24 protein-coding genes and 1 tRNA gene are annotated in these 23,117 nt (G+C 44.1%); 7 read left to right on the top strand and 18 right to left on the bottom strand.

Features of this window, described 5'->3' with window-relative positions:
• Positions 1 to 11: 11 nt before the first annotated feature.
• Entirely contained in the window at positions 12 to 3,296 is a 3,285-nt protein-coding gene (locus tag ASN18_RS02900) for an Eco57I restriction-modification methylase domain-containing protein (RefSeq protein WP_085051104.1), read from the bottom strand.
• Positions 3,287 to 6,655 (bottom strand): helicase-related protein, encoded by a 3,369-nt coding sequence (locus tag ASN18_RS02895; protein ID WP_085051116.1) that lies wholly within the window; start codon positions 6,653 to 6,655, stop codon positions 3,287 to 3,289. The genes ASN18_RS02900 and ASN18_RS02895 overlap by 10 nt, the downstream gene beginning before the upstream one ends.
• A gap of 616 nt (positions 6,656 to 7,271) precedes the next feature.
• On the opposite strand from ASN18_RS02895, the gene ASN18_RS02890 reads away from it, so the two are divergent.
• Complete coding sequence (locus ASN18_RS02890) at positions 7,272 to 7,892, top strand: PHP-associated domain-containing protein (protein ID WP_085051103.1); 621 nt, start codon at positions 7,272 to 7,274, stop codon at positions 7,890 to 7,892.
• Between the two features lie 23 nt (positions 7,893 to 7,915).
• Here ASN18_RS02890 and ASN18_RS02885 read toward each other — a convergent pair whose 3' ends face one another.
• Genes ASN18_RS02885 through ASN18_RS02875 form a run of 3 tightly spaced genes read right to left on the bottom strand, consistent with a single transcriptional unit; the run spans position 7,916 to position 8,805 of the window.
• Positions 7,916 to 8,284, bottom strand: a complete 369-nt coding sequence (locus ASN18_RS02885) for a cyclophilin-like fold protein (RefSeq protein ID WP_085051102.1) — start codon at positions 8,282 to 8,284, stop codon at positions 7,916 to 7,918.
• Between the two features lie 12 nt (positions 8,285 to 8,296).
• Positions 8,297 to 8,512, bottom strand: a complete 216-nt coding sequence (locus ASN18_RS02880) for a DUF2283 domain-containing protein (protein ID WP_085051101.1) — start codon at positions 8,510 to 8,512, stop codon at positions 8,297 to 8,299.
• A complete protein-coding gene (locus ASN18_RS02875) occupies positions 8,500 to 8,805 on the bottom strand; it encodes a hypothetical protein (protein WP_085051100.1) in 306 nt (101 codons plus the stop codon). Before ASN18_RS02875 ends, ASN18_RS02880 begins: the two co-directional genes overlap by 13 nt.
• A gap of 285 nt (positions 8,806 to 9,090) precedes the next feature.
• On the opposite strand from ASN18_RS02875, the gene ASN18_RS02870 reads away from it, so the two are divergent.
• Complete coding sequence (locus tag ASN18_RS02870; RefSeq protein WP_085051099.1) at positions 9,091 to 9,510, top strand: HEAT repeat domain-containing protein; 420 nt, start codon at positions 9,091 to 9,093, stop codon at positions 9,508 to 9,510.
• Between the two features lie 2 nt (positions 9,511 to 9,512).
• Positions 9,513 to 11,096 carry a tetratricopeptide repeat protein gene (locus ASN18_RS02865; protein ID WP_085051098.1) on the top strand — a complete coding sequence of 528 codons (1,584 nt, stop codon included), beginning with the start codon at positions 9,513 to 9,515 and terminating at the stop codon, positions 11,094 to 11,096.
• A 243-nt stretch (positions 11,097 to 11,339) separates the two neighbouring features.
• Here the strand turns inward: ASN18_RS02865 and ASN18_RS02860 are convergent, their stop codons facing one another.
• Positions 11,340 to 12,107, bottom strand: coding sequence for a DsbC family protein (locus ASN18_RS02860; RefSeq protein ID WP_085051097.1), 768 nt, complete (start codon positions 12,105 to 12,107; stop codon positions 11,340 to 11,342).
• An 18-nt stretch (positions 12,108 to 12,125) separates the two neighbouring features.
• Positions 12,126 to 12,461 (bottom strand): hypothetical protein, encoded by a 336-nt coding sequence (locus ASN18_RS02855; protein WP_085051096.1) that lies wholly within the window; start codon positions 12,459 to 12,461, stop codon positions 12,126 to 12,128.
• Between the two features lie 166 nt (positions 12,462 to 12,627).
• Here ASN18_RS02855 and ASN18_RS17040 point away from each other — a divergent pair, with 166 nt between their 5' ends.
• Positions 12,628 to 12,810 carry a hypothetical protein gene (locus ASN18_RS17040; protein WP_157072804.1) on the top strand — a complete coding sequence of 61 codons (183 nt, stop codon included), beginning with the start codon at positions 12,628 to 12,630 and terminating at the stop codon, positions 12,808 to 12,810.
• A gap of 94 nt (positions 12,811 to 12,904) precedes the next feature.
• Here the strand turns inward: ASN18_RS17040 and ASN18_RS02850 are convergent, their stop codons facing one another.
• The 3 genes from ASN18_RS02850 to ASN18_RS02840 all read right to left on the bottom strand — a co-directional run bounded on the left by ASN18_RS02850 (position 12,905) and on the right by ASN18_RS02840 (position 15,498).
• A complete protein-coding gene (locus ASN18_RS02850) occupies positions 12,905 to 13,246 on the bottom strand; it encodes a hypothetical protein (protein WP_157072803.1) in 342 nt (113 codons plus the stop codon).
• Positions 13,247 to 13,366: 120 nt separating this feature from the next.
• A complete protein-coding gene (locus ASN18_RS02845; RefSeq protein WP_085051094.1) occupies positions 13,367 to 14,431 on the bottom strand; it encodes an LptF/LptG family permease in 1,065 nt (354 codons plus the stop codon).
• Positions 14,428 to 15,498: an LptF/LptG family permease gene (locus tag ASN18_RS02840; RefSeq protein WP_236861467.1), complete on the bottom strand. Its 1,071-nt coding sequence runs from the start codon at positions 15,496 to 15,498 to the stop codon at positions 14,428 to 14,430. Before ASN18_RS02840 ends, ASN18_RS02845 begins: the two co-directional genes overlap by 4 nt.
• A gap of 363 nt (positions 15,499 to 15,861) precedes the next feature.
• Between ASN18_RS02840 and ASN18_RS02835 the strand changes: the two genes are divergently transcribed.
• Positions 15,862 to 17,325 (top strand): multiheme c-type cytochrome, encoded by a 1,464-nt coding sequence (locus tag ASN18_RS02835; RefSeq protein ID WP_157072802.1) that lies wholly within the window; start codon positions 15,862 to 15,864, stop codon positions 17,323 to 17,325.
• Positions 17,326 to 17,439: 114 nt separating this feature from the next.
• Positions 17,440 to 17,521, top strand: a tRNA-Leu gene (locus tag ASN18_RS02830).
• A 369-nt stretch (positions 17,522 to 17,890) separates the two neighbouring features.
• On the opposite strand, the gene ASN18_RS02825 is transcribed toward ASN18_RS02830, so the two are convergent.
• From ASN18_RS02825 to ASN18_RS17035, 4 genes are all read right to left on the bottom strand, one after another.
• Positions 17,891 to 18,409: an MJ1433 family protein gene (locus ASN18_RS02825; RefSeq protein ID WP_085051092.1), complete on the bottom strand. Its 519-nt coding sequence runs from the start codon at positions 18,407 to 18,409 to the stop codon at positions 17,891 to 17,893.
• Positions 18,410 to 18,411: 2 nt separating this feature from the next.
• The gene (locus tag ASN18_RS18125) at positions 18,412 to 18,612 is read right to left on the bottom strand and encodes an MJ1433 family protein (RefSeq protein ID WP_085051091.1); all 201 of its coding nucleotides are present in this window, start codon (positions 18,610 to 18,612) and stop codon (positions 18,412 to 18,414) included.
• Positions 18,613 to 18,831: 219 nt separating this feature from the next.
• The gene (locus tag ASN18_RS17445; protein ID WP_306688559.1) at positions 18,832 to 18,978 is read right to left on the bottom strand and encodes a site-specific integrase; all 147 of its coding nucleotides are present in this window, start codon (positions 18,976 to 18,978) and stop codon (positions 18,832 to 18,834) included.
• 132 nt (positions 18,979 to 19,110) lie between these two features.
• Positions 19,111 to 19,311, bottom strand: a complete 201-nt coding sequence (locus tag ASN18_RS17035) for a helix-turn-helix transcriptional regulator (RefSeq protein ID WP_157072801.1) — start codon at positions 19,309 to 19,311, stop codon at positions 19,111 to 19,113.
• A 434-nt stretch (positions 19,312 to 19,745) separates the two neighbouring features.
• Between ASN18_RS17035 and ASN18_RS02810 the strand changes: the two genes are divergently transcribed.
• A complete protein-coding gene (locus tag ASN18_RS02810; protein WP_085051089.1) occupies positions 19,746 to 20,129 on the top strand; it encodes a hypothetical protein in 384 nt (127 codons plus the stop codon).
• 215 nt (positions 20,130 to 20,344) lie between these two features.
• Here the strand turns inward: ASN18_RS02810 and ASN18_RS17435 are convergent, their stop codons facing one another.
• The 4 genes from ASN18_RS17435 to ASN18_RS02790 are packed head-to-tail and all read right to left on the bottom strand — an operon-like array spanning position 20,345 to position 22,898.
• A complete protein-coding gene (locus ASN18_RS17435) occupies positions 20,345 to 20,623 on the bottom strand; it encodes a hypothetical protein (RefSeq protein ID WP_236861470.1) in 279 nt (92 codons plus the stop codon).
• Positions 20,624 to 20,638: 15 nt separating this feature from the next.
• Positions 20,639 to 21,493, bottom strand: a complete 855-nt coding sequence (locus ASN18_RS02800) for a universal stress protein (protein ID WP_085051087.1) — start codon at positions 21,491 to 21,493, stop codon at positions 20,639 to 20,641.
• A 1-nt stretch (position 21,494) separates the two neighbouring features.
• Positions 21,495 to 21,911, bottom strand: a complete 417-nt coding sequence (locus ASN18_RS02795; protein WP_085051086.1) for a hypothetical protein — start codon at positions 21,909 to 21,911, stop codon at positions 21,495 to 21,497.
• Between the two features lie 24 nt (positions 21,912 to 21,935).
• Positions 21,936 to 22,898, bottom strand: coding sequence for a sulfite exporter TauE/SafE family protein (locus ASN18_RS02790; protein ID WP_085051085.1), 963 nt, complete (start codon positions 22,896 to 22,898; stop codon positions 21,936 to 21,938).
• Positions 22,899 to 23,117: the final 219 nt, after the last annotated feature.

Genomic DNA, 23,117 nt, shown 5'->3' with positions numbered 1-23,117 from the left:
GCGTTTAACATCTACTCTGTGCCATCCTCTTCGATACCCATGCGGTATTTAATGTCATAGTTGATGATGAAGTCAAGCTCCTCGTCGGTAAAGCCGTAATGCTTCGCCAGTGCCTTGTCGATTTCGTCGATGATTGGCTTGGAATATCTGGGGAAATATTCATCATAAGCAACTCGCCCTGTTGTCTTGTAAGTGCATTCCTTTCTATTTGAGTGTTTCGACAAATCGTTCATCAGCATCGCATTAAGAGTACTTATTTTATCCTTAATATTCTCATTCATTTTATCGAGACTTGAGGGGTAATGATCTATCTCACGCATGTTTAGATGACGGCAATCAGAATGAATGATAAACCACCAGTAGAATAATGAGCTATTCATCATGGCTGCAAAAACTGATGCGTCTTTCATGGTATATAAACATAAACTCTTTACCTGAACGGATAATTGCTCACCATTTCTTTCATTCCAGAAATAAGGTTTAAAATCCATTGCTCGAATCCAATATTGGGGAGAATTATGAAAATAAATACAGTACCGTTCCTTATTTTGAAAATGCATTACAGATATAGCATAATTATTAAGTAATCTACGAGTATTTTTTGCGATAGATGAGCCGATTTTCGGAATATAGCCGTCAGCAATGAAGTTCGTTACTTCATTATAACAAATCGAGTTAAACAAATATTCTCTTGTTTCTGAATACCATCGCATATAATTTGTGGAATATATCTCTTTATTGTTTTTCCCGCAACACGTAATAAATATGGTTGTCCTAATATGTTCAAGTCCATCAAAAAGCCTTGCTGGTCTGTCATCATACGTTGAAAACCAAATAAATTTATTGTTTCTTAGCAAAAGTTGTTGTACGGAAATCATTCTATCAGTGCATACAATGGGAAGCTGAACAATCATACCACATTTGCCATGTTGTTGAATTATGCCATTCCCCAATTCAATAACATAAGCATAGAGATTTCCGCATGTTTCAGTTGTATAGTTTCTTATTTTGTACAATGTTTTGACCTTAGAATACTCCACATACGGCGGATTCCCTATAATCACATCGAACCCACCTTTTTCATGGACTATTTCGTAAAATTCCGCAAACCAGTGAAAGGGCTGATGGGTGTCCTTCCAATGTTTTAAATCGTCCTTATTCCCCGTGTCTTTTCCATAAAGTTGTGCCTGATATTCGTCGAGTTTATCATTAAGCCTCTTGAGCCTTGCCTCTAAGTCCTGTTTTGCTCCGCTTGAGGATGGGCTGTCAGTAACCAGTTGGGAATCCTTAAACCTCTCGAAAGCAAGTTTGATGGTCTCTGCCTGTTCCTTAATGTCCTCAATTTCCTTCTTAAGCAGCGTGGAATTGAGCAGATGTCCCTCGACTGCCTTCTCTACATCCTTGAGTGCTGCAAATCCAACAAGTGTATTCCCAGCGCGGATATTAAAGTCTATATCGGGCAGGGGTTCAAGTCCGAAGTTTGGTTTTTTATCATCAATTTCGACGGTGGCCGCGAGCTTCAGAAACAGTCTGAGCTTCGCCGTCTCTACGGCCTCTTTCATTATGTCCACGCCATAGAGATTTCTGAGGATTATGGACTTGTAGATAAAATACTGGCGGTTTGGGTGCTTCTCAAGTTCATCAAACACATCCTTGTATTTACCCTTGTGCCCCTCTCTGAAACCCTCCATGCGCTGGATACACGCCTCATACAACGGCTCAAGTACATTGAGCGCGGCAAACAGAAAGGCCCCGGAGCCGCAGGTGGGGTCAAGCACCGTGATGTTTGAAATTGCCTTGTAGAAATATTTGAGCAGTTCAGGGTCGTCCGTGTTCTCTATTACATCCTGGGCGAATTGACGGATGTTCAGGTTATATGTAATGAAATCGTTTATCTCATGTATCTCTTTAGCCGCAATCTTGCCGATAATTTCTTTGTACCGCTTCCTTCGTTCGACAACCTCACGCCATATCTCAGTCGGCAGGGCATATCCGGACGGGGCAGGCTTGTTCCATAGTTTTCTGCGCTCAATAAGATTCGGCTTCGTGGTATCAAGCCCGGCGGCTATCTCATCTGGAAGAGGATTATTTATGCCGTGCTTGACGGCGTCATAGATATATGTATCATGTGAATCATGGAGCAGTCTCCAGACAGCCGAATTTGAGGCAAGCCCTTTTGAATAGTTACGCCTTACCTCATCGAATATAAACGGGATTATGCAGTTCTTGCTTATATAATCTGTTATGTCCTCTTTAGTATAGTACGCGCCCATCGATGCCCTGTCATTGATGTACTTTTCAAAGATATAGCCGATGACATCGGGATTAATATCCTTCCCTGATGACGTAACACGGGTGTCGAGATGCCATTCGTACTGATCAAAGAATTTGAATATCTTCTCGAACGCCTCATCCGCTATCTCTATGTTCTCATAGTTTATTTCTATTTGATGAACGTCGAACAGACCGCCGTTGAGATAGGGGACTTTGCCAATCTCCTTGGTCAACTCAGGCGTTCGGCTGCTTGAGCCTAAGCCTTTATGGAAAAGAACGAGCAGGAAATTGCGGTAGAAAGAGTAGAACTTGTCCTTGCCTTTTTTTTCCTGAGTGGCGGTCAGCTTGTTTCCGAGGTAGTTTCTATCGTCATTTAGGAAGCCCTTTTTCTGGATAAAATATATAAACATCAATCGGTTTAACATCAGGGATGAGTACCAGTCTTTGTCAACTACCTCGCCAATGCCTTTTATGAATTCACGGAAGGCCGCGTGTTCCTTCTTGAACTGGTCGTAAAACTTCTTGGTAACTCTTTCGGCGTTGGTATTGAAGCCTTCCCGTACCCTTGACATAACGTCAACGATGCCGATTTTATCCTCATCGTCTAAGGAAAAGAACAGTCCTTTAAGTGTCTGAAAGAGCTGCTCCGGCTCCTGATGTGAATAAAAATGCCGCTCCCGCATGACCACAGGCCTGCCGTGCTCCCTGATGACAAGCTGCCAAACCTGACGAGTCTTTGTGGAATCGCAGTAGATTATCAGGTGTTCGAAATAATCTTTCGTAACTAGGTTGTCTATTTTTTTGCGTATATTGTATGGGGGACATGTTGTGCCGCTTATCGGCGAACAGACAAAAACAGGAAAATCCCTCTTTTCGGCTGCGGCCTCAAGAGCAAACTTATAACCATCTATTTCACGTTCTTCACGTTTCTTGGGAAAATTGTCCCACCCAAGCTCATTGAAAAGCCTTGCAAACTGGAATTCTTTAATCAGCTTGTTGAAGGTTTCCCTGCTTATGGACATATTATTCCCTCTGCCCTTAGCCCCATAGAACAGATAATTTGCGGCTCTTTGTTTGTATGCTCATCTTCGGCAGAATTACAGAGTTTGTCATCTTCTCTTAGGGATACGACAAGGTCAGCGAGGTCTTCGTCCGAAATGCCGGTCTTGAGCTGCCTGTTTATGGTGTCTTTTGCGAATTCCCTCAATGGATATTTGTACATATCGTCTATTGACCGTTTTATGGGTTCGTTTACGAAAAGCGTACCTTTATATTCTTCGTAATAACGACTGAGCCGCATGTATGCCCTGTAACGAGCGCCTGACTTCTTCCCAAGCTGCCCGCCAATATCCTTCTCGACTTTCTTGATATGATCAACTCCCTGTTCGACAAGTTTGTGATGGCTCTCTATTTTCGCAAGAGCAGGGGTATTGGCCTGACACTCTGCGGCCTTTAATATCGCCAGTTGGGATTGCGTTACAATACCGCCGTCTTTATCTACCCATGCCATCACGTCATTGTCATCGGCGGTTCTCATATAAACGACAACGCCTTCCTTGTGATGAGCGGCAGATTTCTTATCGGATTCGGCGCGGCTCAACACTTTTGTTCCATATACGACATTGGGCATATCTGGTATCGTCTTTTTCAGCGATGGGTCTGCGTCTGTGGCGTTTTTCCAAATCTGATAGGCATAGGACGCCAAATCCACTTCGGTATCCTCATCATCATCCAGCATTCCATGCCTCTCGTTATAAAAATCATGGATAATGACGGGGTCGCCCTCGAAGAAGACCTCATCCGCCCCGACAACCTCGGCATTGTCCGTTATACGTTGTTTTAGTTTGCCCCTTAGATGTATGATATGCTCGATTCCATCTTCGGGAAGGAACGAATAACAGAGAATCTTCTTGGACTTCTGACCGATTCTGTCTACGCGGCCTGCCCTTTGGATAAGCCTGATAATCGCCCACGGCAGGTCATAGTTGACGATAATATGCGCGTCTTGCAGGTTTTGTCCTTCGCTGAGGACATCGGTTGTTATAAGAACCCTAATCTCAATGGGAGAGCCGATGATTTCTTTCTTTTCGTTACTCTCTGGACTGAAACGGTGGGCAAACTCAGTTGGATTGCCGCTGCCGCCTGTTACGCATTCAAGGGCTGTAACGCCGCGGCTCCTTAATTCGCTGCTTAAATATCGGGCGGTATCGGCAAACTGGGTAAAGATGAGCAGTTTTTCACTGGCGTGTTTTTTGGCGCATAAGTCATACAGTGCGTTTAACTGTCTGTCCTGAGTTGGAACCCATTCCCTTATAAGCATGATGATTTTGATTATCTCCCGGCAATCGTGTATCAAATCTGATTTAAGGTCTTTACTAAAGAAGCCGCAGCGTATCCAGTCAAACTTTTTTTCATCAGAACTCATCAGCTTATAGACCTTTTCAGCCTGAGCGTAATATTCGTTTTCATCAGTAGGTATTTTGATAGAACCGGCGTCTGGTAAACCTTCAATATCGGCGTCGCTCAAGTATTCATCAAGGAGATTTACCTCATTTTGACCGATAGGGATTGCCAGTCCTTTGTCGAGCGCATAGACGTGTATGAAATTACGCAGTACATGTCTGGCTAAAGACAGAAAAAAAGAGTATCCACTGCTCTCTAACCTCTTGAACAGATTCGTCCGGCAGAAACCCATAAGCCTTCTACCGGCGCGGGAGAGATTATCCTGAATCCGCTGTTCATCTTTCTCAACCTTTAGCGTTGTCTTGTCATTCAGGTAATTGCCGAGGCCGTATCTTGGCAGTTTGAGATTGTTGATGATTAGGACGACATATTCTGAGTATAATCTCGCGTACTGGTCATTTTTATCTTTAGGGTCGAACGGATATTCAACTTTCAGTGGAATCCTGTCTGAAAAGTACGAGCGCTTCCCGTCTGCGAATTGAAGATATTTCCTGCCGCTTTGTGGGTCTGTCCCGGCATAGTTCTGTTTTATAAAACTCCTTGGACGGCGAACCATATAGAGCCGCATCAGTTGACGCCAGTCATCGGCATGCTCACTTTTTTCAAACGCGGGAAGGGTAGTAATGGAGCATTGATGTTTTGCCATAAATTGGACTTTGCCTCCAATCTGAGCAATATATTTCTCAGGACTTACGCCAAGGTCGCTTTCCTCATCGATGAACAGGCGCAGCTGACTCGAAAGGTCAAGGTAGGTCTTGTTGTATGGCGTTGCGGACAGAAGGATTACCTTACTCTCGTTATCCTTGATATACTCATGTATGGCACGGTAACGCCTGCCTTCTCTGTTTCTGAGGTTATGGCTCTCGTCAATGATTATCAGACGAAACCTTCGAAAATTTTGCAGCTTCGATTGTACCTCGGTTATGGAGAGAACTTTGGCTCTGAGTTGGTAATTATGGGCGTAACCCTCCCACATATCTACAAGATTCTTTGGACATATGATCAGCGTTTCAAAGTAAAAGTCCTCTTCGAATATCTTTGCTATAGCGGTTGCCGTAAGAGTTTTCCCTAAGCCAACGACATCGCCGATTAATACTCCGTTACGCTTGTACAGGTAGTGGGCAGCAATGGAAACCGCTTTTTGCTGAAAGTTGTGGAGTTTGTCTTGAAGAAGTATAGGAATCTTGAATTCTGTTAGACCGGTACGGGCTTCACGGGAAAGGTGATATGCGATTTTCAGATATATATGGTAAGGTGCAATGAGCCTGTCGGCAGCCCATGAGTTATCGATTATTTCAACCAGCTCGTCCGATATATCTATACAAAATCTTGCATTCCATCTATCCTCGAACCACTTGGTGAGTTTCACTGCGGCATCCTGCTCAAGGACATCGACATTTAACTCGCCTTGCCTGGAAAGCCCTGCAAGAGTGAGGTTGCTGCTTCCAATGTAGCCTATGATTGGGGCGATAACGTCATCACGGAAAAGAAGGTAGAGCTTGGCATGGAGCGGATAATCCATGAATAGCTTGACTACTACTTTCTTATCCTTAATCTGCCGTGATAATTTGCGCAGCCCTAATTCGTCCTTTTCGGTTGGAATTCCTATTGTCAGTTGGTCTTTAAATTCCTGTGCCAGCTTCTTTCTGTTTTTAGAGGCAGTATTGTTATCAATCTGGAGTTCTTCATTTTTGCTGTAATGTTCCCTAAGAATATCGGAAGGGGATTTTTGCATTCCTACCAGCAGCCTGCAGCAATGCCCTTCACCACTTTGAAAGCTGTCGATTTGGTCGGCGACTTGACCCCAGCCTCTTAGATTGAAGTACCCGACACAGAAATCGCTTCTATAAGAGACCTCAAGGGTATTGTTCAATCCCTCTATCAGTTTATTTTCTATGTTATCGAAAATTTTAGGCAAAAGAATCCCTGACGAATAGAGAGAGCCACAGCAAGGCCGGTTTCTATCACCGCTGTTGTTATGATGTTCAGTATTGTAAGAAATGCTGTCAGTATAAGATTCATATATCCTTTTTGTACACACTCTATGATATATCCGCCTTTTACGTTACTTTGTAAGCGTCAAGTTGACCACATCTTTACACAGCAAACGCACTATATGCCAATTGTTGTCATATCAGTGTCAGACTAATACAGCATTCTAATGCAATTCTTTTCTATATCGCCCATGCCACTGTTATACCATTTTTGCGGGGATAAGTACAATGAGGCCACTGGCCATAAATCCACCTAAGCCATGGCACCATACGTCCACCCCTGAACGAGGTTCCTTCTTTTATTGATGTTGAATCAAGGGAAATGACGGGCGGGGCGAAGAGTTGGTGAATCACGGGGGGGGTTGTCATGTCTGCCTTCAGTGTGCTATCATCAAGCAATTATGCCTGTAAATAGCGATAAACTCTTCTGCGCCAAAAGGCAGTGCTATAAATATATAGAGGTCTGTAAGCGCTGCCGGTATGTGCAGAGATGCAGCGACTACGCACAGTACATCCAGCCGTCCTTATTAGGGGGCAGGAATGCGTGAGCCTGAGAAATCTAAGCCCAGCCGCTTATTAAAGGTGGATATGCACGTCCACACACACCCGTATTCACCATGCAGCACCACCACTGCGCACGAGGCAATTGAAGCTGCCATTAACTCAGGAATTGATGTCCTTGTCTTCACCGACCATGATACTATCTGGTCTCAGAATGAGATAGAGGACTTGCAGCAGTGGGCCGGGGCGCAGCTTCGCCTTCTGGCAGGTATAGAGGTATCGTGTCTCGAGGGGCATTTCCTCGTTTACGGGCTGGATAAGGTAGAAGGTCTGCGGTATAATATGTCTGCCCACGACCTTATCCATATTGCACGCAGACACAGCGCCGCCGTTGTCGTGGCACATCCGTTTCGTTTCAGCATGGAAAATGGAAAATACTGTTATAAACTTGATGTTGACGCTGTGGAGGTTGACAGCTCAAACACCACACAAACGGCAAGGCAATATGCCGAGAAACTCGCACAAGATAGAGATCTGCCGCGCATCTTCGCAAGCGACGCCCACAGCCCGCGCGACGTAGGCAGCTACTACACCCTGCTGCAGCCGCCGATTGACACAATCTCAGACCTCATCCGCGAAATAAAAAAGGCAAAGCCCTAATAATCAGCCAAATAATCAGACAGTTACGTAATCCTGACCCTGATAGAGCCTCCGAGTTTTTTCAGCGGCGCGGTGTCATCAATTATCCTGCCAATAGGGTTAACAGCAGATGCGGCACGAGGTTCATCGCCTGTGCTTGCTGGTGTAGGCCCGAAAAAGAAACATAATGCGCTGCCAACCGGCCATATCGCTATCTCACCTATATCCATCTCATCTTTTGCATCAGGTGTGAGCTGCGCATCAATGCCGCAATCGCCGTAATATTCCTCACCCCAGCGCGACATAGTTAAGTCCATCGGCAGAAGTTCAGCAAACTCAACTGCTGTAACAGATTCGTTCAACGCCCCGCGCAGCCTTAAATCCCCTGTAGTTATCAGTATCGTCTTTGACATGTAGTACCTCTCTTACGCAACAAGCAGTTCAAATGGTATTGGCTTACCGACCATTCCAATAGTCTTACTCACGTAGAGTTTTTCTATGCCGATAACCTTGCCATCCTTGTTTTTCTTGAGTATTACACCATCTCCAGCCTCTTCACAGATATGCTCATCCTTTGGGTCTGCAAACCAGATATCCAACGTGTCGAGTTCCTTATGATAATAGAGCGTTACCTTGTCCATACCGTCTCACCTTCCTTTTTCTTATCAGCTGGGTATGTGGTTATTACAAACCCAGAATCTGCCGTGTGTTTTACAACCACACAATATAGTCTTTCAAGGCTCTTGTAATAGAGGAAAATATCCTTATCTGTTTTGCTCACCCTGATTTCATCAGGGAACTCAAGAACAGACTTAACAACATCCTCCTTCCCCTGCATGACAGGGTGCTTGATTGTAACGATATAGCCCCAGTATTCGGCTGTTGTCCTGACATCTACACCAAGTGGTGTGCTAACCGAAAAGAGGAGTTCCATCTCTCATTTATACTAACACGTGCTACGACATTAACACAATAGCATGTTTGAAGCGGCCTTAGAGGTTCAGCAAACTATTAGCTGCTGTAACACGCATGTTATAAGCCAGAGTAATGTGTGGACACATCCTATTATATTTGCCCTGAGTCATACATTCACTTATTTTGTAATTCTGCAGGCACATGACATTATAATAAAATAATAGAAATATTTACAGTGTTAGACAGTTTTATGTGTAATAATGTACAATATAGCCTGAGGAGACATTTGGCGAGCCAATAAGCAATGGAACAGGATCATTACGATATGATAGCCGATTATATGGAGAAAGGATTCTTGGACAATATTATTGATATGTTCAGGTATGAACCTGACATCTATCCCGTTGCTGCAAGGCTGATAAGCGATGAGCGGATGCGTGTGCGACTTGGGGCAATAGCCCTGCTTGAGTCGTTGGTTGATATGAACTTTGTCTATCTTGAGGCGGTTGCCAACTCCATAGCGCCACTCCTGAAATCAAAAGGTGTGCTTATCAGAGGTGACGCGGCCTACAGTCTGGGCATAATAGGTGACGCCAGGCATATACCTCAACTGCAGGACTTGTTAGACGACGAAATCCCAGATGTAGCTGAATCAGCCATGGACTCAATCGAGGCAATACGACAAAGGATAAACCCCTTGCACCTAAGCGAAATGGGTATATAAGATTGGATAAAATAACTGAACCATTATATGTTATCTCCGCACTGGTGCTGTTTGCAGTGGCGGCAGCGGCAATATTTATATATCTGAAGAGAAAGGAAAAAAAAGAGGCATTTGAAAAAAACTTTGAAAATGCCGGTAAACTCTTCGATGAAAGCAAGTCATCAAAGGCACTGCAAGGACATATCGATGTCCTGGAGGAGATAAACAAAAAGAACAACCCCCTGCTCTATGCACAGGTGAATCATCGTATTGGAATCTGCTACAGGCGGCTTGCCGAAGAAGGGGAAAACGAGAAGAACCTCACATTAGCAATAGAGGCATATGAAGAGGCCCTGTCGGTTTATACTGTGGGAGAGGCGGGAGCTTTGCTAAACGGCGAAAGTTCACCCGACGAATATGCCATGATATGGTTTGACAAGGGCAATGCCCTGTGGGCGCTGTCGGAATTGAGAGACGAGCAAACAAATATTCAAAATGCCATAAACGCTTACGAGCAAGTCCTGAAAATTTATAACATAGAAAACAACCCTGTGAAGTACGGCACTGTTCAAAACAGCCTCGGCCTCGCTTACTGGGAACTGGCCGGACTATCTGACAAAGAGGAAAACCTGTCAAAAGCGGCAGTCGCATACGAAGAGGCCATAAGAAGCGGGACGTTCGATAAATACCCTGAAGAATGCGCTGAGATTAACCATAACGTTGGGCTGGTTCTGTGGGAACTGTCCACACTCAAAGACAGAGGACAAACCCTGGCAAAGGCAGCCACCTTCGTCGAGGCAGCCGTAAAACTGATAAGCATGGACGCAGCCCCTGTCCAGTATGCCATAGCACAAGACCATCTTGCAGGCATTTATGATGACTTATCAGAGACCGCAGACCAGACTGATAATTTGCTCAAGGCCGCCGCAGCCTATGAGGAGGCCCTAAAGGTTCGTACCCCTGTCGAATATCCAACTGAGTACGCAGCTCTGAAAAATAGCCTGGGAAGCACACTTGGGGCATTAACTGACAGCGGTGGCAGTGAAGTGTATATGATGAGAGCAGTCTCGGCATTTAAAGACGCCCTTAAAATATACACACCTGAAGACTACCCGAAAGACTATGCAATGACTATGAACAACCTTGGCAATGCACACGCGCTCCTTTCAGAAAAACAAGAGGCAGAGGGGAATCTTAAACTGGCCGTCTATGCATTCAAAGAGGCACTAAAAATATACTCACCGGAGGAATTTCCATTAGAGTACTACCTTACACAAAGCAATCTCGGAAACGCCTTCCTGACCTTGTCTGATGTGTGCGACAAGGAGGAAAACCTGATGAAGGCAGCACGCTCATATGAAAAGGCATTGAAAATCGAAGTCACAAACCAGTTCCCACTTAAATACGCCCAAACACAGTATAATCTTGGAGCTGCCTGCTGTGCCCTGTCCAATTTGCAAAACAAAAAAGAAAATCTCAACAAGGCCGCATATGCATTTGAAAAGGCTATGAACATCTACACCGCAGATGAAAATCCTGTGAAGTACTCAGAGATAAAAAATAAACTTGATACCATCCTTCAAAGCCTCACACTGATAGGGCAATAGTAGCCTGCTGTGTGCCGTAACGTGAGATATGTGCGGGCTTACCCGTTGTCCCCATGAAGATTACATCAATCATTCTGAGCCTGCCTGATGATGCGCTCATTTTGCGTACAATCTGGTATTAAGGATGATGCAAGTTCAGGGTGAGATATTCTCCAGCAGATGTCTTAGTTTGAGGGGGTGTCTGGACACCGCATAGGGTGCAGTGTCCAGAATATCGCCTGCGCAGGCTATGGGTTGGGAGCTTTATTTTTTAGGTTCTGCGGCATCCTTAGAGGCGGCTGCCGGGTCGTCAGAAAGCAGTTTCTCGATAAGCGGCATGTTGGCGCCATCGACAAACGTTCCATTTATTATCAGGAGCGGCGTTCCGGTAACTCCTGCACTCTCACCAATGGTCTTGTGGTCTTTGAGCAGTTCTTCAACCTTTGGGTCTTTGCAAATTTCAAAGGCCTCGCTGTCATATTTGCCGGACATTACATCCTCAAGGGCCTTTTTCTTGTCCTCAGCGCAGAAAATAAACTTGGCCTTGTCTGCGGCCTTTGGGTGAAGCTGCGGTATGGGGAATAAAAAGACATACCTTGTGATGTCGCTTCGTGAAGCAAGATACGCCGCAGCCTTTCTGCAAAATGGACAGTCAGGGTCAGTGAACTCAACTACGGTATGCTTGCCGCTTCCAAACTTCAACGCCTTATCAAGAGGCATATTTTTGAGTTTTACCTCCCTGAGCTGGCGTTTTCTCTCAGCAGTAATGCTCTTCTTTTCCTTCGGCGATACGATCTCACCGAAAATTAAATAGCCGGTTATGGGATCGAAATAAACAATCTCGTTCCCCTTAACAATCTCATAAAGCCCCTTTATCTGGCTCTCTTTAACGCTGTCAGGTTTAACATCAGGGAATACCTCGTTAATCTTATCTTCTACAGAGCTGGCCCACACCGTCTGGACGCACATAACACATAACAACACACTTAGCAGCACACTCAAAAGTTGCGGTGTCTTTAACTGGTTTAACATCTTCTTTCTCCTTAAATGTTAGTTTGATATACCCGTGGCTTTCTTTATTTCCTGAAGCCTGTTAATAATGTCGTCCTGAAGCTCTTTCATTTTGTCGAGATTGCTCCATGCCGAGAGAATCAGCCAATTCAGCGAATGGTCGATAGCGTCTTCTGCAACCCCCCTTCCCGACAGGCGCTGCAAGGCATCAAACACTGATGATACATCCCTGAACGAGTTTTCAAATTGGTCATACCCTCCGTCACTGCCCTGCCCTGCAGGTATGTCAAACCGCTCGATGCTTTCCATGCCATTACGGCTGCTGTCAGCATCATCTTTCCCATCCATTTTCCCATCCATCGGCCGGGTGTCCATATCCATGCCTCCTTGTGACGACAAAACTTGTGACGACGTAATTAGAGAAGTAAGATATATTACAATCCCATATTTACATCTTACAATCTATTTTTTAAAAAGTCAAGCATTTTTTCTTGATATAATTATTTATTGAAAATAATTGCTGTTTCTGTTATAATTTGCAATGGCTCGTGAAAGAGACGGAGTGCAGCGGGAGACTTTCTCAACGAGGTTGAATCCGGAACTCCTGAAAAAGTTGAAATACCTTGCCGTCGGGGAAGGTAAAAAGCTCAACGAGTTAATTGAGGAGGCCGTTGTCCTGTTGCTTGATGATTATAAAAGGCGAAAGGGCAGACTTTTCGATTAAAGCCCGATTAAAGCTATGTTACTTTTCTTCCAGTCTGATACACTGCGCTGCGGCATAGCACAGCGTACCTCTATATGTCAGATTGAGCCGGGCATTACAGGCTGCCAGAGCATACTATCACATCTGGTCGTTCATAAATAGGGGTATTAATTTCAGTATTGCTCCAGTCTGGAATCTCTGTCAGAGGAATGCCGGCTGTATAGTCTATATCCTCATATTTTTTAAACATATTGTGCTGTAGTGCTATGGACAGGGTTGCGGCGGCCCGTTCTTTGGGGTTGTCTATATCATATGGCGTCTTGTAATCGATATTAAAGACATCATTTGCATTAATGAGGATTGCCTCTTCTTTTTCAGTCTTCGGGGTAATAAGATAAAACTTTGGCGCTGACAAGTACTGAGGTCGAACCAGCATGTATGTCTTTATTCTCATCATATTGCCTCCATGCAGGAATGATAACACAATAGCTTGTTTCAAATCAAATTGCTAAGATACCGTTACATCTAAGGCTATCGATTGCCTTCAGGTTAGCGCAGTGGATATCTTCGGATAACCTTATTCTGGCATCTCTTTATACATAATAAAACCAGCCGCGGCAAACATGATAGGTATAATCAACGGCGCAAAGAGAGGCCCAAACATGCCTGAATATCCAAACGAAATCGCCATCGCATAGGCTATCCAATAGAGCAGGCTTATGACTATGGCAATCCCTGCGTTTATCAATCCGCTTCCCATCTTAAATCTCGATGAAATGGCAATCCCCAAAAGCATCATCACCAGACACGTAAATGGATATGCAAGTTTGGCATACATATCTACGAGGCTCTTCTGGTTGTTATATCCAGCGGCCTTCAGGCGTTTGTTGTACTTGTATAACTCCGAAAAAGGCATCTCATCGGCTATGAGTTCGTTCTCTTCATATACATCAATGGCAGTGAATTCGCCAAGAGGGATTGATGAAAAAGACCCTGTGGTCAGTTTCTCTGTGCCATAACGCACACCGTCCTTGATAACCCACTGTGCACCATCCCACTGGCATACCCTGCCCTTTATTATCTCGGTGATAGCGTTTTCTTTTGTTATAAAGACAGTAACAAAGTAGAGGGTCTTTTGGTCAGGTACGTAAAAGTTGGCATTAACTATCATATTCTTTTTTTCCATAAACCAGATATCTGCAGTCTTGTATAAGAGCCTGTTGCGCTTGTTTTTGATTTTATAGAGCAGATTATTGGCCTCAAGGTTAAAACGGCTTGAAACATACTCATCAACGGAAAAGTCCACAGCAGACAGCATTATGGCAATAACAATAAATGGAATGAACAGCTTCTTTAATCTGCCGCCTGCCGCCTTATATGCAATTAATTCATTATATCTTGACGCCTGCCCAAAGACCATCAGCGTTGCCATAAGTATAGACATCGGCAGGAGATATTTAAAATACTTCGGAGTAACAAAGGCCCAGAACCTGGCCATATCATTAAACGACGGGGAGAACTTGACTATCTTATCAAGCTTGTCGATAACCTCAAATGTGCCCATTACCATGGCAAACCCAACCGATATGACCAGAACATGCAGGAGTGTACTCTTAACATAGTAGCGCACTATGATGTTCATCTGGAGTTTTCCCTTCTAAACACATAAATTGATATGACAAGCAAGACGGCAAATGGAATCCATCCTGCCGCAACATGTGAGATTCCTCCTGTTCTAGCGAGTTTCTCAAAATATATCAACATGCTGTAGTAGGCCAAAAACACAAGCATGGCAAGGCTGAGGCCGCCAAGTTTGCCGGTTTTTGCTGAGAGCATTGCAAATGCAGGCGAGAAAAAGCTGATTATCAACACCAGTAACGGCAGTGCAAGGCGCCTGTGAAACTCAAGGAATACAGAGATACGCTCCTCCCCCGTTGTCTCCTTTGTACGCCTTAGTACCTCAAACGGCGTAAGTTCACTTATCTGAGAGGTAATCTCCGGATTAAACTTTATTATCATATTATAGGAGCTGAACGATATTTTCGTAATGGATTTGTTGTCAGGTAAAAACACCTCTCCATTTTTCAGGACGAATTCTATGCCACCCTCTCCATAAACATTAATGCTGCCTTCTTTGGCGAAGATTGTCCAGTGCCTGTTATTGTCTCTCTTGTCATAGACAAACACATCTTTGATGGCGCGGTCAGAGGGTTTTTCTCTGACTAGGACGACGACATTTTTAAACAGTGTATAAAACACCCCTTCTTTGATTGCCATTGGAGACTTGTTGATAATTATGCTTGTCACATTTTGCCTGAGCGACCTGGACGTTGCCGGGCCAAGATAAAAGCTGTTGAATGCAGAGGCACAAAAACATAGTAACCCAAAAAGAAACACCGGCCGTGTCAATGCGGCAAAGGATATCCCTGCTGACTTTAAGACTATAATCTCATTGTCTGCATTGAGCCTACCATATGTAAACAGCACAGCCGTCATAAGGGACATAGGGATGGTAAGCAGAAAAAGCTGCGGCTGAACCAATAGGATGATCTTAAGAAAATCAAAGGCCGAAGCCCCAACCCCTGAAAGCAGCATACTGAATTTAAGGATACGCTCCATCATCAGTATCATATTAAAGGCAGTAATACTGAGAACGAAGGAGATAAGCAGTTCCCGAAAATAATACTTATGGATTATTTTAAAGTACAAAGACAACTCCATCCATAAAGGATTATAGCAGAAAGGGCTTTTAATAAGCAAAGATACCCTGTCATGGCAGTTATGTCATCTCATATGCTGTACTTGCCCTTAGTCCTGCGCTTATTTATATTATTTGCCATGAACAAAATGTCAACATTCACGTAACGTATATCACATATACATATTGACTGTAAAGTTGATTTCTCTTATAGTACTAAACATATTTAGAGTGACCGTTGTTACAGATGTTGGTATATTTACCATGAGCGTGTGATATTTCTGAAATACTGGAGGTGGTGAACAACAGGAAAACACATTGAGACCTTGGGGAGGTCGGAAATGCGCAAAAAATCTTTAATTTAGGAGGAGACTATGTCAAAGAAGCTATTTTTCGTACTGGTATTTATGTTTGCCGCTGCAACATATTCATTCGCGGCTGAACTGAAGCTGGAGATACCAAAGGAGTTGTCAAAGGAAAGCCAGGCGTGTGTTGCGTGTCACTCAAATACGACCAGCAATATTTACGCACACTGGGGCAGGAGTAAGCATTACAGGGGTAATGTAGGGTGCTATGAGTGCCATATGAAGAAAAAGGGAGAGCCAGGCGCATTTGAACACAACGGCGCAACAATATCTGTAATAGTTTCACCCAAAGACTGCGGGAAATGCCACGCGAAAGAATATGATGAATTTGCAAATTCCCATCATTCAAAGGCAGGGCGTATAATGGGATCATTGGATAACATATTGGCGGATGTAGCCGAGGGTAATTCGGGAATGAAGACAGAGGCGTTCCCTATGGGTGTATCTGCAGCGGCAGTTAATGGCTGCTGGCAGTGTCACGGCTCAGTTATTAAGGTTAACAAAGATGGCAAGCTAGACCCGGCAACATGGCCTAACACAGGCATGGGCAGGGTTAACCCTGATGGCTCTGAGGGAAGCTGTTCGGCATGTCATCAACGGCACGAGTTTTCCGTAGCGCAGGCACGCCAGCCTGAAAACTGCGGCAAATGCCACATGGGGCCTGACCATCCTCAGATAGAAATTTTTACAGAGTCCAAGCACGGTATTAACTACTATGCAAACAAGGATCGAATGAATCTGGAGTCAAGCAAGTGGATTGTCGGAGAGGATTACACTGCTGCCCCGACTTGTGCCACTTGTCACATGTCGGCAACAAAGGACATGCCTGTCACACACAATGTCGGCTTACGAATAAAATGGAATAACCGCCCTGCACAGCTTAAGCAGGCACATGAGACAGACCTTGTATGGGGACTTCCATCTGGCAAGATCACAGGGGATATGCGTATGGCTAGCATGAAGAAAGTCTGTGTATCCTGTCATAATGTAAACTTCACAGAGGCGTTTTACATCCAGTATGAGGCCCAGATGCAGTTATATAGCGAGAAGTGGGCAAAACCAGGTGAGAAATTGCATAAGAAGGCCACTGAGGTGCTGAAGGCAGTAAAAGGTAATGAATATGCCTCTTTTGCTAACAAGATTGACTACACGTGGTTTGAGCTATGGCATCACGAGGGCAGAAGAGTGCGCCACGCAGCATCAATGCAGGCCCCTGACTATACCCAGTGGCATGGCAACTATGACCTTGCAAGGAACTGGTACGGCTCATATGTACCGGAGCTTAAAGAGGTAATAGAGATGGGCAAGAAAAGCCCTAATAAGGAAGCTAATATGAAGGCCGATGAGCTCGAAAAGATGCTTCATGAGATACAAAACACCGAAAACCACAAGTGGTCGATCGGAAATGAAGACCCTTCTGTCAAGGCTGACAGGAAGAAAAGGATAGACGAGTTCGATAAGCGTTACAAATAGGCTTTAAGTGACATGGCAAATGGGAAGGAAATCGAGGTATGGTTTCCTTCCTTTTGTTTTTGTGATATGACCGCTGCTTGATAAGAATAGAACAATAAATGTAGAATAAAGAGTGCGAAAGTGGCGGAATTGGCAGACGCGCTGGACTTAGGATCCAGTGCCTCACGGCATAGGGGTTCGACTCCCCTCTTTCGCATATCCTTTAAAATCAACGGGTTGTTAATATAGAGAGGATAGGTGAAAAGGCGAAAAACACCCCAGGGTGCCCAAAAATGTGCCCATCGCCAACTCACTCCACATCATTCCAGCCAACTCCAGCCAAAATACGTGGGTTTTGGGATTTTCAGATGTGTAGGTATGATGAGGGTTTTCTGTTGCTTTTGAGGAAAAGACTCATTGGATTTTGAGGTTAAGGAAAGTATCAATCAATTCCGCCAATTCCGCGTGGTTTTCATTTGAACGAAGAGGCACATGAACATTTTCTTGTATAATATGAAATCCTTCAACCTATGATTTGTCTTCATTCATAATGTGCATGGACCACTTGCTATGCACATTACAAGGGTTATTCATGTCGAAAAGGATTGGTTCTTATAGCAAAAGAATATAAATACGGATAGTCCTCTTTCAGATGGTCTATGTAATTGAGCCACTGTGTGATTAAAATCGAATAAGCCCTTTGAATGTCTGTGTTTAAGTGTTCGTAATCAGCCTTTGATAGTTTTGTAACGTCCAACCTTATGGCTAGCTCCTCGGTTAGATGAAAAACCGCCCATAGCAATTCTGTAAACTCTTCATGCTCAAGGAGGTTGGGGTTTTGAAGAAGTCCCAGCATAAAGCTGCGTTTATCTATGAGAAAGACTTTCAATCCGGTAAGTTCGTCAGCATGGCAATTGATACGGCTTATGTATCGACTTACTTTATTGAGGGAACCTGTAAATTCAGTATGACCTGAGTTTAAGTCAAACACCATTTCCTTTCTTATGTTTTCCACATTGGAATCAAGACAGGCAAAATACTTTAAAAGACTAACCCCCACCTCAGTAAAAAAAGCTCCTATCACCATGTTTAACTTTCGAAGCATATTTACCTTTTCTCTATAAGCAAGTTGTTTATCACAAGAGTGGCTAAAAGCACCTGTAGAGGTAGAAATGCAACGTCCTGAAATAAATAAAACAAGGTGTTCTTTGCATCATGAAAAATGAAATATTGTAGCAGGTAAATCCCTATGGAAAGCAGGATCAGGGAAATCTCTAAAACTATCTGCCACTTCAGTTTATGCTTCATTCTCATATGACGCTAATTTTGGGTTTATCACAAAGCAACGTGTCAGCTTATTATAAACATCCTATCTCAGTTTTTCAATAGTGCCGAAGCATAGGCTAATCGTCATGCGAATAGAAAAAATGAATTAGGAGCCAAGCCTACTTAAGCAACCGCAAATGACCCTGCTTTACCTTCCCATTTTCCACAGTTTCAGCAGCCTTGAGTTATTCCTATGTCTGCTTATGCATCCGAAGCCTTTATCAGGTCATCGTCATTCACAATATTATATCTATCAAACGCAGCCCTGCTTCTATGACCGCTGATCTTCATGACCACAACTTCGGGATTACCCGCACGTATCAAATTTCTCACAGCAGTCCTTCTCAAATCATGGAATATCTTGTCATGCCTCTTCAATCTGATACTACTGCAAGCATGGCAGGCACCCAACCTACCCTCTGTGCCTCAATAACAATATGACATCGTTACATTTAAATGTTGGCAGAGCATCGCGGAGTTCTATGTACTTGTTATGTTCAAAGTAGCCACTTCTGACGTTGGTTTCTTTGAGTTTTTGACATAGGGGAACTCACCTTTTTGATATAACAAGTCCCGTACAGTCCACGCACTTACGCCAAGATACTTAGCGGCTTCTTGTATGGATATTAATCTGACATTACTGCTGTGAATATTACTTTCTCTTTCCTGAATATTAGACATACTCATCCCTACCGGTCTGGACTGAGAAACTTTTGCGCAGTTTCTATGCCTGCAACACACAACAGTTCATGCCTTAAGTAATATTATCCCATCAATGATGTTTTTTTACGGCTATAGGAGCGGAAAAATCAAGAGGCACTATTTGCCACTTGAAATATAGCCATCAGTAGTAACGCAGATGTGTGAAGAATGGCGTATTTACTTGGTATTTTTTTAGTGAATGATTTAACTCTAACCTTCGGTCACAAATAGCGATGAAAATCAAATTGGGATTGACTGTTTCATCGGGATGTGTTAAATTTAGTCAGAGCCATAATAATTATACAAGGGGAATAAGAGATAATGGGAAAGATGTCGGTTCTTACTGAGGGAATGTGCCGAGAGCACGCAGATTAACTTTTTCACGGCAGACAGGTTAACCATGAGAGGTAAATATGAATCTTGACAAAGAAGTAGAAAATTTACTTTTAGCAGTCGAGGAAAAAACTGTATTTACAGATATTTATAGTCTGTTTTACGACCTGACCAACAATGCCGAGTTCAGGGAAATCTGTGTGCCTACCAATAATGAGAAAATCAAGGCGACCGTAACCTCAATAGCAAAAAAAATTGTTAAAAACGCAGTGATAAGCGGATTTAAATCCGTAAAAGTAGATAGGTATAAACTATGGCATGGGGTGTTTTACTCCGACATGAGAATGTCAACGTTTTTTTATTTCGAGAAACTCGATATGGGACTGGTGTCAGTTTCCGGACCAAAGGACCATATAGATATTGCAAGGTTCACAGTTGGCGGATATTCACGCTGTACGCATTGATGGTATTAATACAATTGTTACATAAATACATGATATTTGGGAGGCTCCCTTGAAATAGTTTGTGGTTCATCATATTAAGAATACACGTTGGACTTCCCAAGAAGGAAGCGGATGATATTGTTGAGGTTATTATATTCATTATGAAAGAGACGCTAACACAAGGTGAAGATATCAAGATACCAAACTTCGGTACGTTCCACGTTAGAAAAAAGAGATTAAGGCGAGGGAGAAACCCTAAGACAGTCGTCTGCATAGATGACAGCCTCGTTTGTATCACCAAATCCACAATAGAATGGTATAGTGCGTGGCATTCTTGTCGGGGCTTCCCATGCGTCGTACATGATGTCCTGCGTCTCATCCACGGCGCGGGTTTTGCCGCCCAAGATGCCGGAAAACGCCCCTTCCATCGCCTCGCGGCGGGGAAAGGGAAGTATATTTGAGGCACTTGAGTCAGAGTGTTTTTTCGTCTTCGGCGACTTTGTCTTCTTTGGCATCTCTTTACCAATTAGTTACTGAGTTCTCGTTACAAGTACGGAACACATTGCAAGCGCTACTACCCTTTCGGCCACGCTTCCCATTAGAAGTCTGTCTAATCCGGTTCTTCCATGTGTTCCCATTATAATAATGTCTCTGGCCGTCTCCATTGACGCATTTACTATTGCCTTATACGGGTCGCCTTTCAGCGCCAGTGTGTCAACCTTTACGCCCGCTTTTTCAGCCGCTTCCCTGACATTTTCCAAATATCTTTCTACATCTGCTGTCCTGCTGTCGTTCTTTGCCACTGATACGGCCAAAAAGTTCTTTACAAAAGGACACCTCTTTGCCATCATAATTGCCTCTGCCTGCGCCGCCTCGCTGAACCTAGAGCCGTCTGTTGCAAGCATGATGTTCTCACCTTTTATCTCTGTATCCTTTGGCACCACTAATACCTTGCATGGGGCGTGGGCTATGGTCTTTGCCGTCTGGCTCCCCATCATCAGCTTCTTCAGGCCGGTGTTTCCCCTCCTGCCCATTATTATTATGTCTGCCCTTGTCTTCCTCGCCTCGTCTATTATGGTTTCATATGCCTGGGTTGACCTTCTTACCACTATGTCGCATTCGACATTTTCTTCAGCTGCCAGTGTCCTTATTTCGTCGAAATGCGCTGCGGCCTTCCTTTCGATCTCCTCGACATACTCAAGACCTTCTGTCTCAAACTCAGAGTTATACTCAAGCACCCGCAATACAGTTAATACCGTCTTACAAGCCCGCGCAAAGTTTATCGCCTCTTTTATCGCACCGCGGCTGAACTGAGAACCGTCTGTTGCCAGCAGAATAGACTCTAACTCACCCATTAAATTCATTCTATACTTATCTTCGTTCATTCTAATGTCCTCCCGTTTTCAATAACCCCGAAGCTGCTAAAATCAAAACGGTAACCTCCAATGCGGCAATCAAGGCATATACGTGATCCTTTTTTCTTATCAGAATTGGTATTATCGCAAGAAAACACACTATTGTTACGCCGCCCAAAAATGCTATCCCGAGGAAGTTTAGAAAATCCCCCTTATTCAGCAGCTTTAGCCACGACCATCCCTCATGTATCCCTGTCTTATTCAGATAGTCATGCACTGACATACCCCATAACTTCGGCAAATCCTCAACGGGCACAAACGGCGGCAATATCCCAATTGCGTATATGGCAAAGGAGATTAGAAGCATTGCCATTCCAATTTTCATGCCGTTATTCAGCAATGCTGCATACCTGAGCTGCTCCTCGGTTGCTACTACTTTTTTCTCCATATCTAATATACCTCCCTGCTTAATTTAGTTCCAGATGCCCAGCCCCTTTAATAAAGACCTTGCCCCTGCAAAAGACAGCATTATTATCACTATGTACCGTACTGCCGCAGGCTTTGTCTTTGCCAATATCCTTACCCCTACCAGTGAACCAAGCATTACACCAATAATCGACGGCACTACCATCATTGGTATCACTGCACCGTTATTTATATATATCCACGCCGCCGACGTATCTGTTATCGACAAGAGGAACTTACTTGACGACACTGCAACCTTTAATGGAGCACCCATCAGGATATTTAACACAGGGACGTTTGCCCAGCCCGCTCCAATGCCAAACATGCCGGCCATTATTCCTATTATTACAAATAATCCCAGCCCCAGCGGTGTCCTGTGAATCTTCCAGTTGATGTCTTCACCAGTTGTGACCTCGTGGTACACACCGTTTATCCTTAACGCGGTTGACAAGGCATCCGCCTTAGGCACCTCAGGATACTCTGACTTCTTAGTCTTTATTACAATACCGACAATCCCAAGGATTGTGGCACCCAGGGCTATTTGCAATATATTGGTTGGAAGCGCAAGCCCTATCATTGCCCCCACTATTGCGCAAGACGAGGCTAACAACCCTACTGGCAGCGCTAATCTCAAATTGGCCATTCCCTTTTTTAGTAGCCCTGGGCCTGCCGCTAATGCACCAGCCAGCGCTACCAATAAACCTGCCCCTCTGACAAAATCCAAATGAAATGGAAAAAAACCACCCACTATCGGCACAAACAATGTCCCGCCTCCAAGCCCACCTAATACCGCCACTACACCCAACAAAAACGTCAACACGAACAGACTAAGCGGCCATACCCACCACGGCACAGTGCTGGCCTTCGCAACAACCTCCTTGACTGGTGCCTCCGCAAATGCCATCGAACATAAACCAGCCACCATTATCGCCGCTATGACCACTACTGCAACCCTTTTTAGAGTCGGCATCCTAAATACCCTCCCTGTGATTCAGATTTTTATTGATGTGATGCTGCCTTACCTCCGCAATCTACCTGATTGCTCAATGTTAATAAACTCTACGGCTTAATGTCAAGCACTGTTTCATACTAATGTCACAGCAAAATAGAAATGTCCTATCCAGTTAATAATCATAGCTCATTTCTGGTTAAGATATCCAGCCCAAATATCATCAATTTGGCTCAACCG

Origin of the sequence: Candidatus Magnetominusculus xianensis (assembly GCA_001541255.1) — a bacterium.
GTDB classification, from domain to species: domain Bacteria; phylum Nitrospirota; class Thermodesulfovibrionia; order Thermodesulfovibrionales; family Magnetobacteriaceae; genus Magnetominusculus; species Magnetominusculus xianensis.
This window is presented reverse-complemented; position numbering and strand designations above follow the sequence as displayed.

Coding starts and splice junctions, on each gene's coding strand:
- ASN18_RS02900 (WP_085051104.1), bottom strand. CDS start 3,296: ATGTCCATAAGCAGGGAAACCTTCAACAAGCTGATTAAAGAATTCCAG.
- ASN18_RS02890 (WP_085051103.1), top strand. CDS start 7,272: ATGCGTGAGCCTGAGAAATCTAAGCCCAGCCGCTTATTAAAGGTGGAT.
- ASN18_RS02885 (WP_085051102.1), bottom strand. CDS start 8,284: ATGTCAAAGACGATACTGATAACTACAGGGGATTTAAGGCTGCGCGGG.
- ASN18_RS02880 (WP_085051101.1), bottom strand. CDS start 8,512: ATGGACAAGGTAACGCTCTATTATCATAAGGAACTCGACACGTTGGAT.
- ASN18_RS02875 (WP_085051100.1), bottom strand. CDS start 8,805: ATGGAACTCCTCTTTTCGGTTAGCACACCACTTGGTGTAGATGTCAGG.
- ASN18_RS02870 (WP_085051099.1), top strand. CDS start 9,091: ATGGAACAGGATCATTACGATATGATAGCCGATTATATGGAGAAAGGA.
- ASN18_RS02860 (WP_085051097.1), bottom strand. CDS start 12,107: ATGTTAAACCAGTTAAAGACACCGCAACTTTTGAGTGTGCTGCTAAGT.
- ASN18_RS02855 (WP_085051096.1), bottom strand. CDS start 12,461: ATGGACACCCGGCCGATGGATGGGAAAATGGATGGGAAAGATGATGCT.
- ASN18_RS17040 (WP_157072804.1), top strand. CDS start 12,628: ATGGCTCGTGAAAGAGACGGAGTGCAGCGGGAGACTTTCTCAACGAGG.
- ASN18_RS02850 (WP_157072803.1), bottom strand. CDS start 13,246: ATGATGAGAATAAAGACATACATGCTGGTTCGACCTCAGTACTTGTCA.
- ASN18_RS02845 (WP_085051094.1), bottom strand. CDS start 14,431: ATGAACATCATAGTGCGCTACTATGTTAAGAGTACACTCCTGCATGTT.
- ASN18_RS02835 (WP_157072802.1), top strand. CDS start 15,862: ATGTCAAAGAAGCTATTTTTCGTACTGGTATTTATGTTTGCCGCTGCA.
- ASN18_RS02825 (WP_085051092.1), bottom strand. CDS start 18,409: ATGCTTCGAAAGTTAAACATGGTGATAGGAGCTTTTTTTACTGAGGTG.
- ASN18_RS18125 (WP_085051091.1), bottom strand. CDS start 18,612: ATGAAGCATAAACTGAAGTGGCAGATAGTTTTAGAGATTTCCCTGATC.
- ASN18_RS17035 (WP_157072801.1), bottom strand. CDS start 19,311: ATGTCTAATATTCAGGAAAGAGAAAGTAATATTCACAGCAGTAATGTC.
- ASN18_RS02810 (WP_085051089.1), top strand. CDS start 19,746: ATGAATCTTGACAAAGAAGTAGAAAATTTACTTTTAGCAGTCGAGGAA.
- ASN18_RS17435 (WP_236861470.1), bottom strand. CDS start 20,623: ATGCCAAAGAAGACAAAGTCGCCGAAGACGAAAAAACACTCTGACTCA.
- ASN18_RS02800 (WP_085051087.1), bottom strand. CDS start 21,493: ATGAACGAAGATAAGTATAGAATGAATTTAATGGGTGAGTTAGAGTCT.
- ASN18_RS02795 (WP_085051086.1), bottom strand. CDS start 21,911: ATGGAGAAAAAAGTAGTAGCAACCGAGGAGCAGCTCAGGTATGCAGCA.
- ASN18_RS02790 (WP_085051085.1), bottom strand. CDS start 22,898: ATGCCGACTCTAAAAAGGGTTGCAGTAGTGGTCATAGCGGCGATAATG.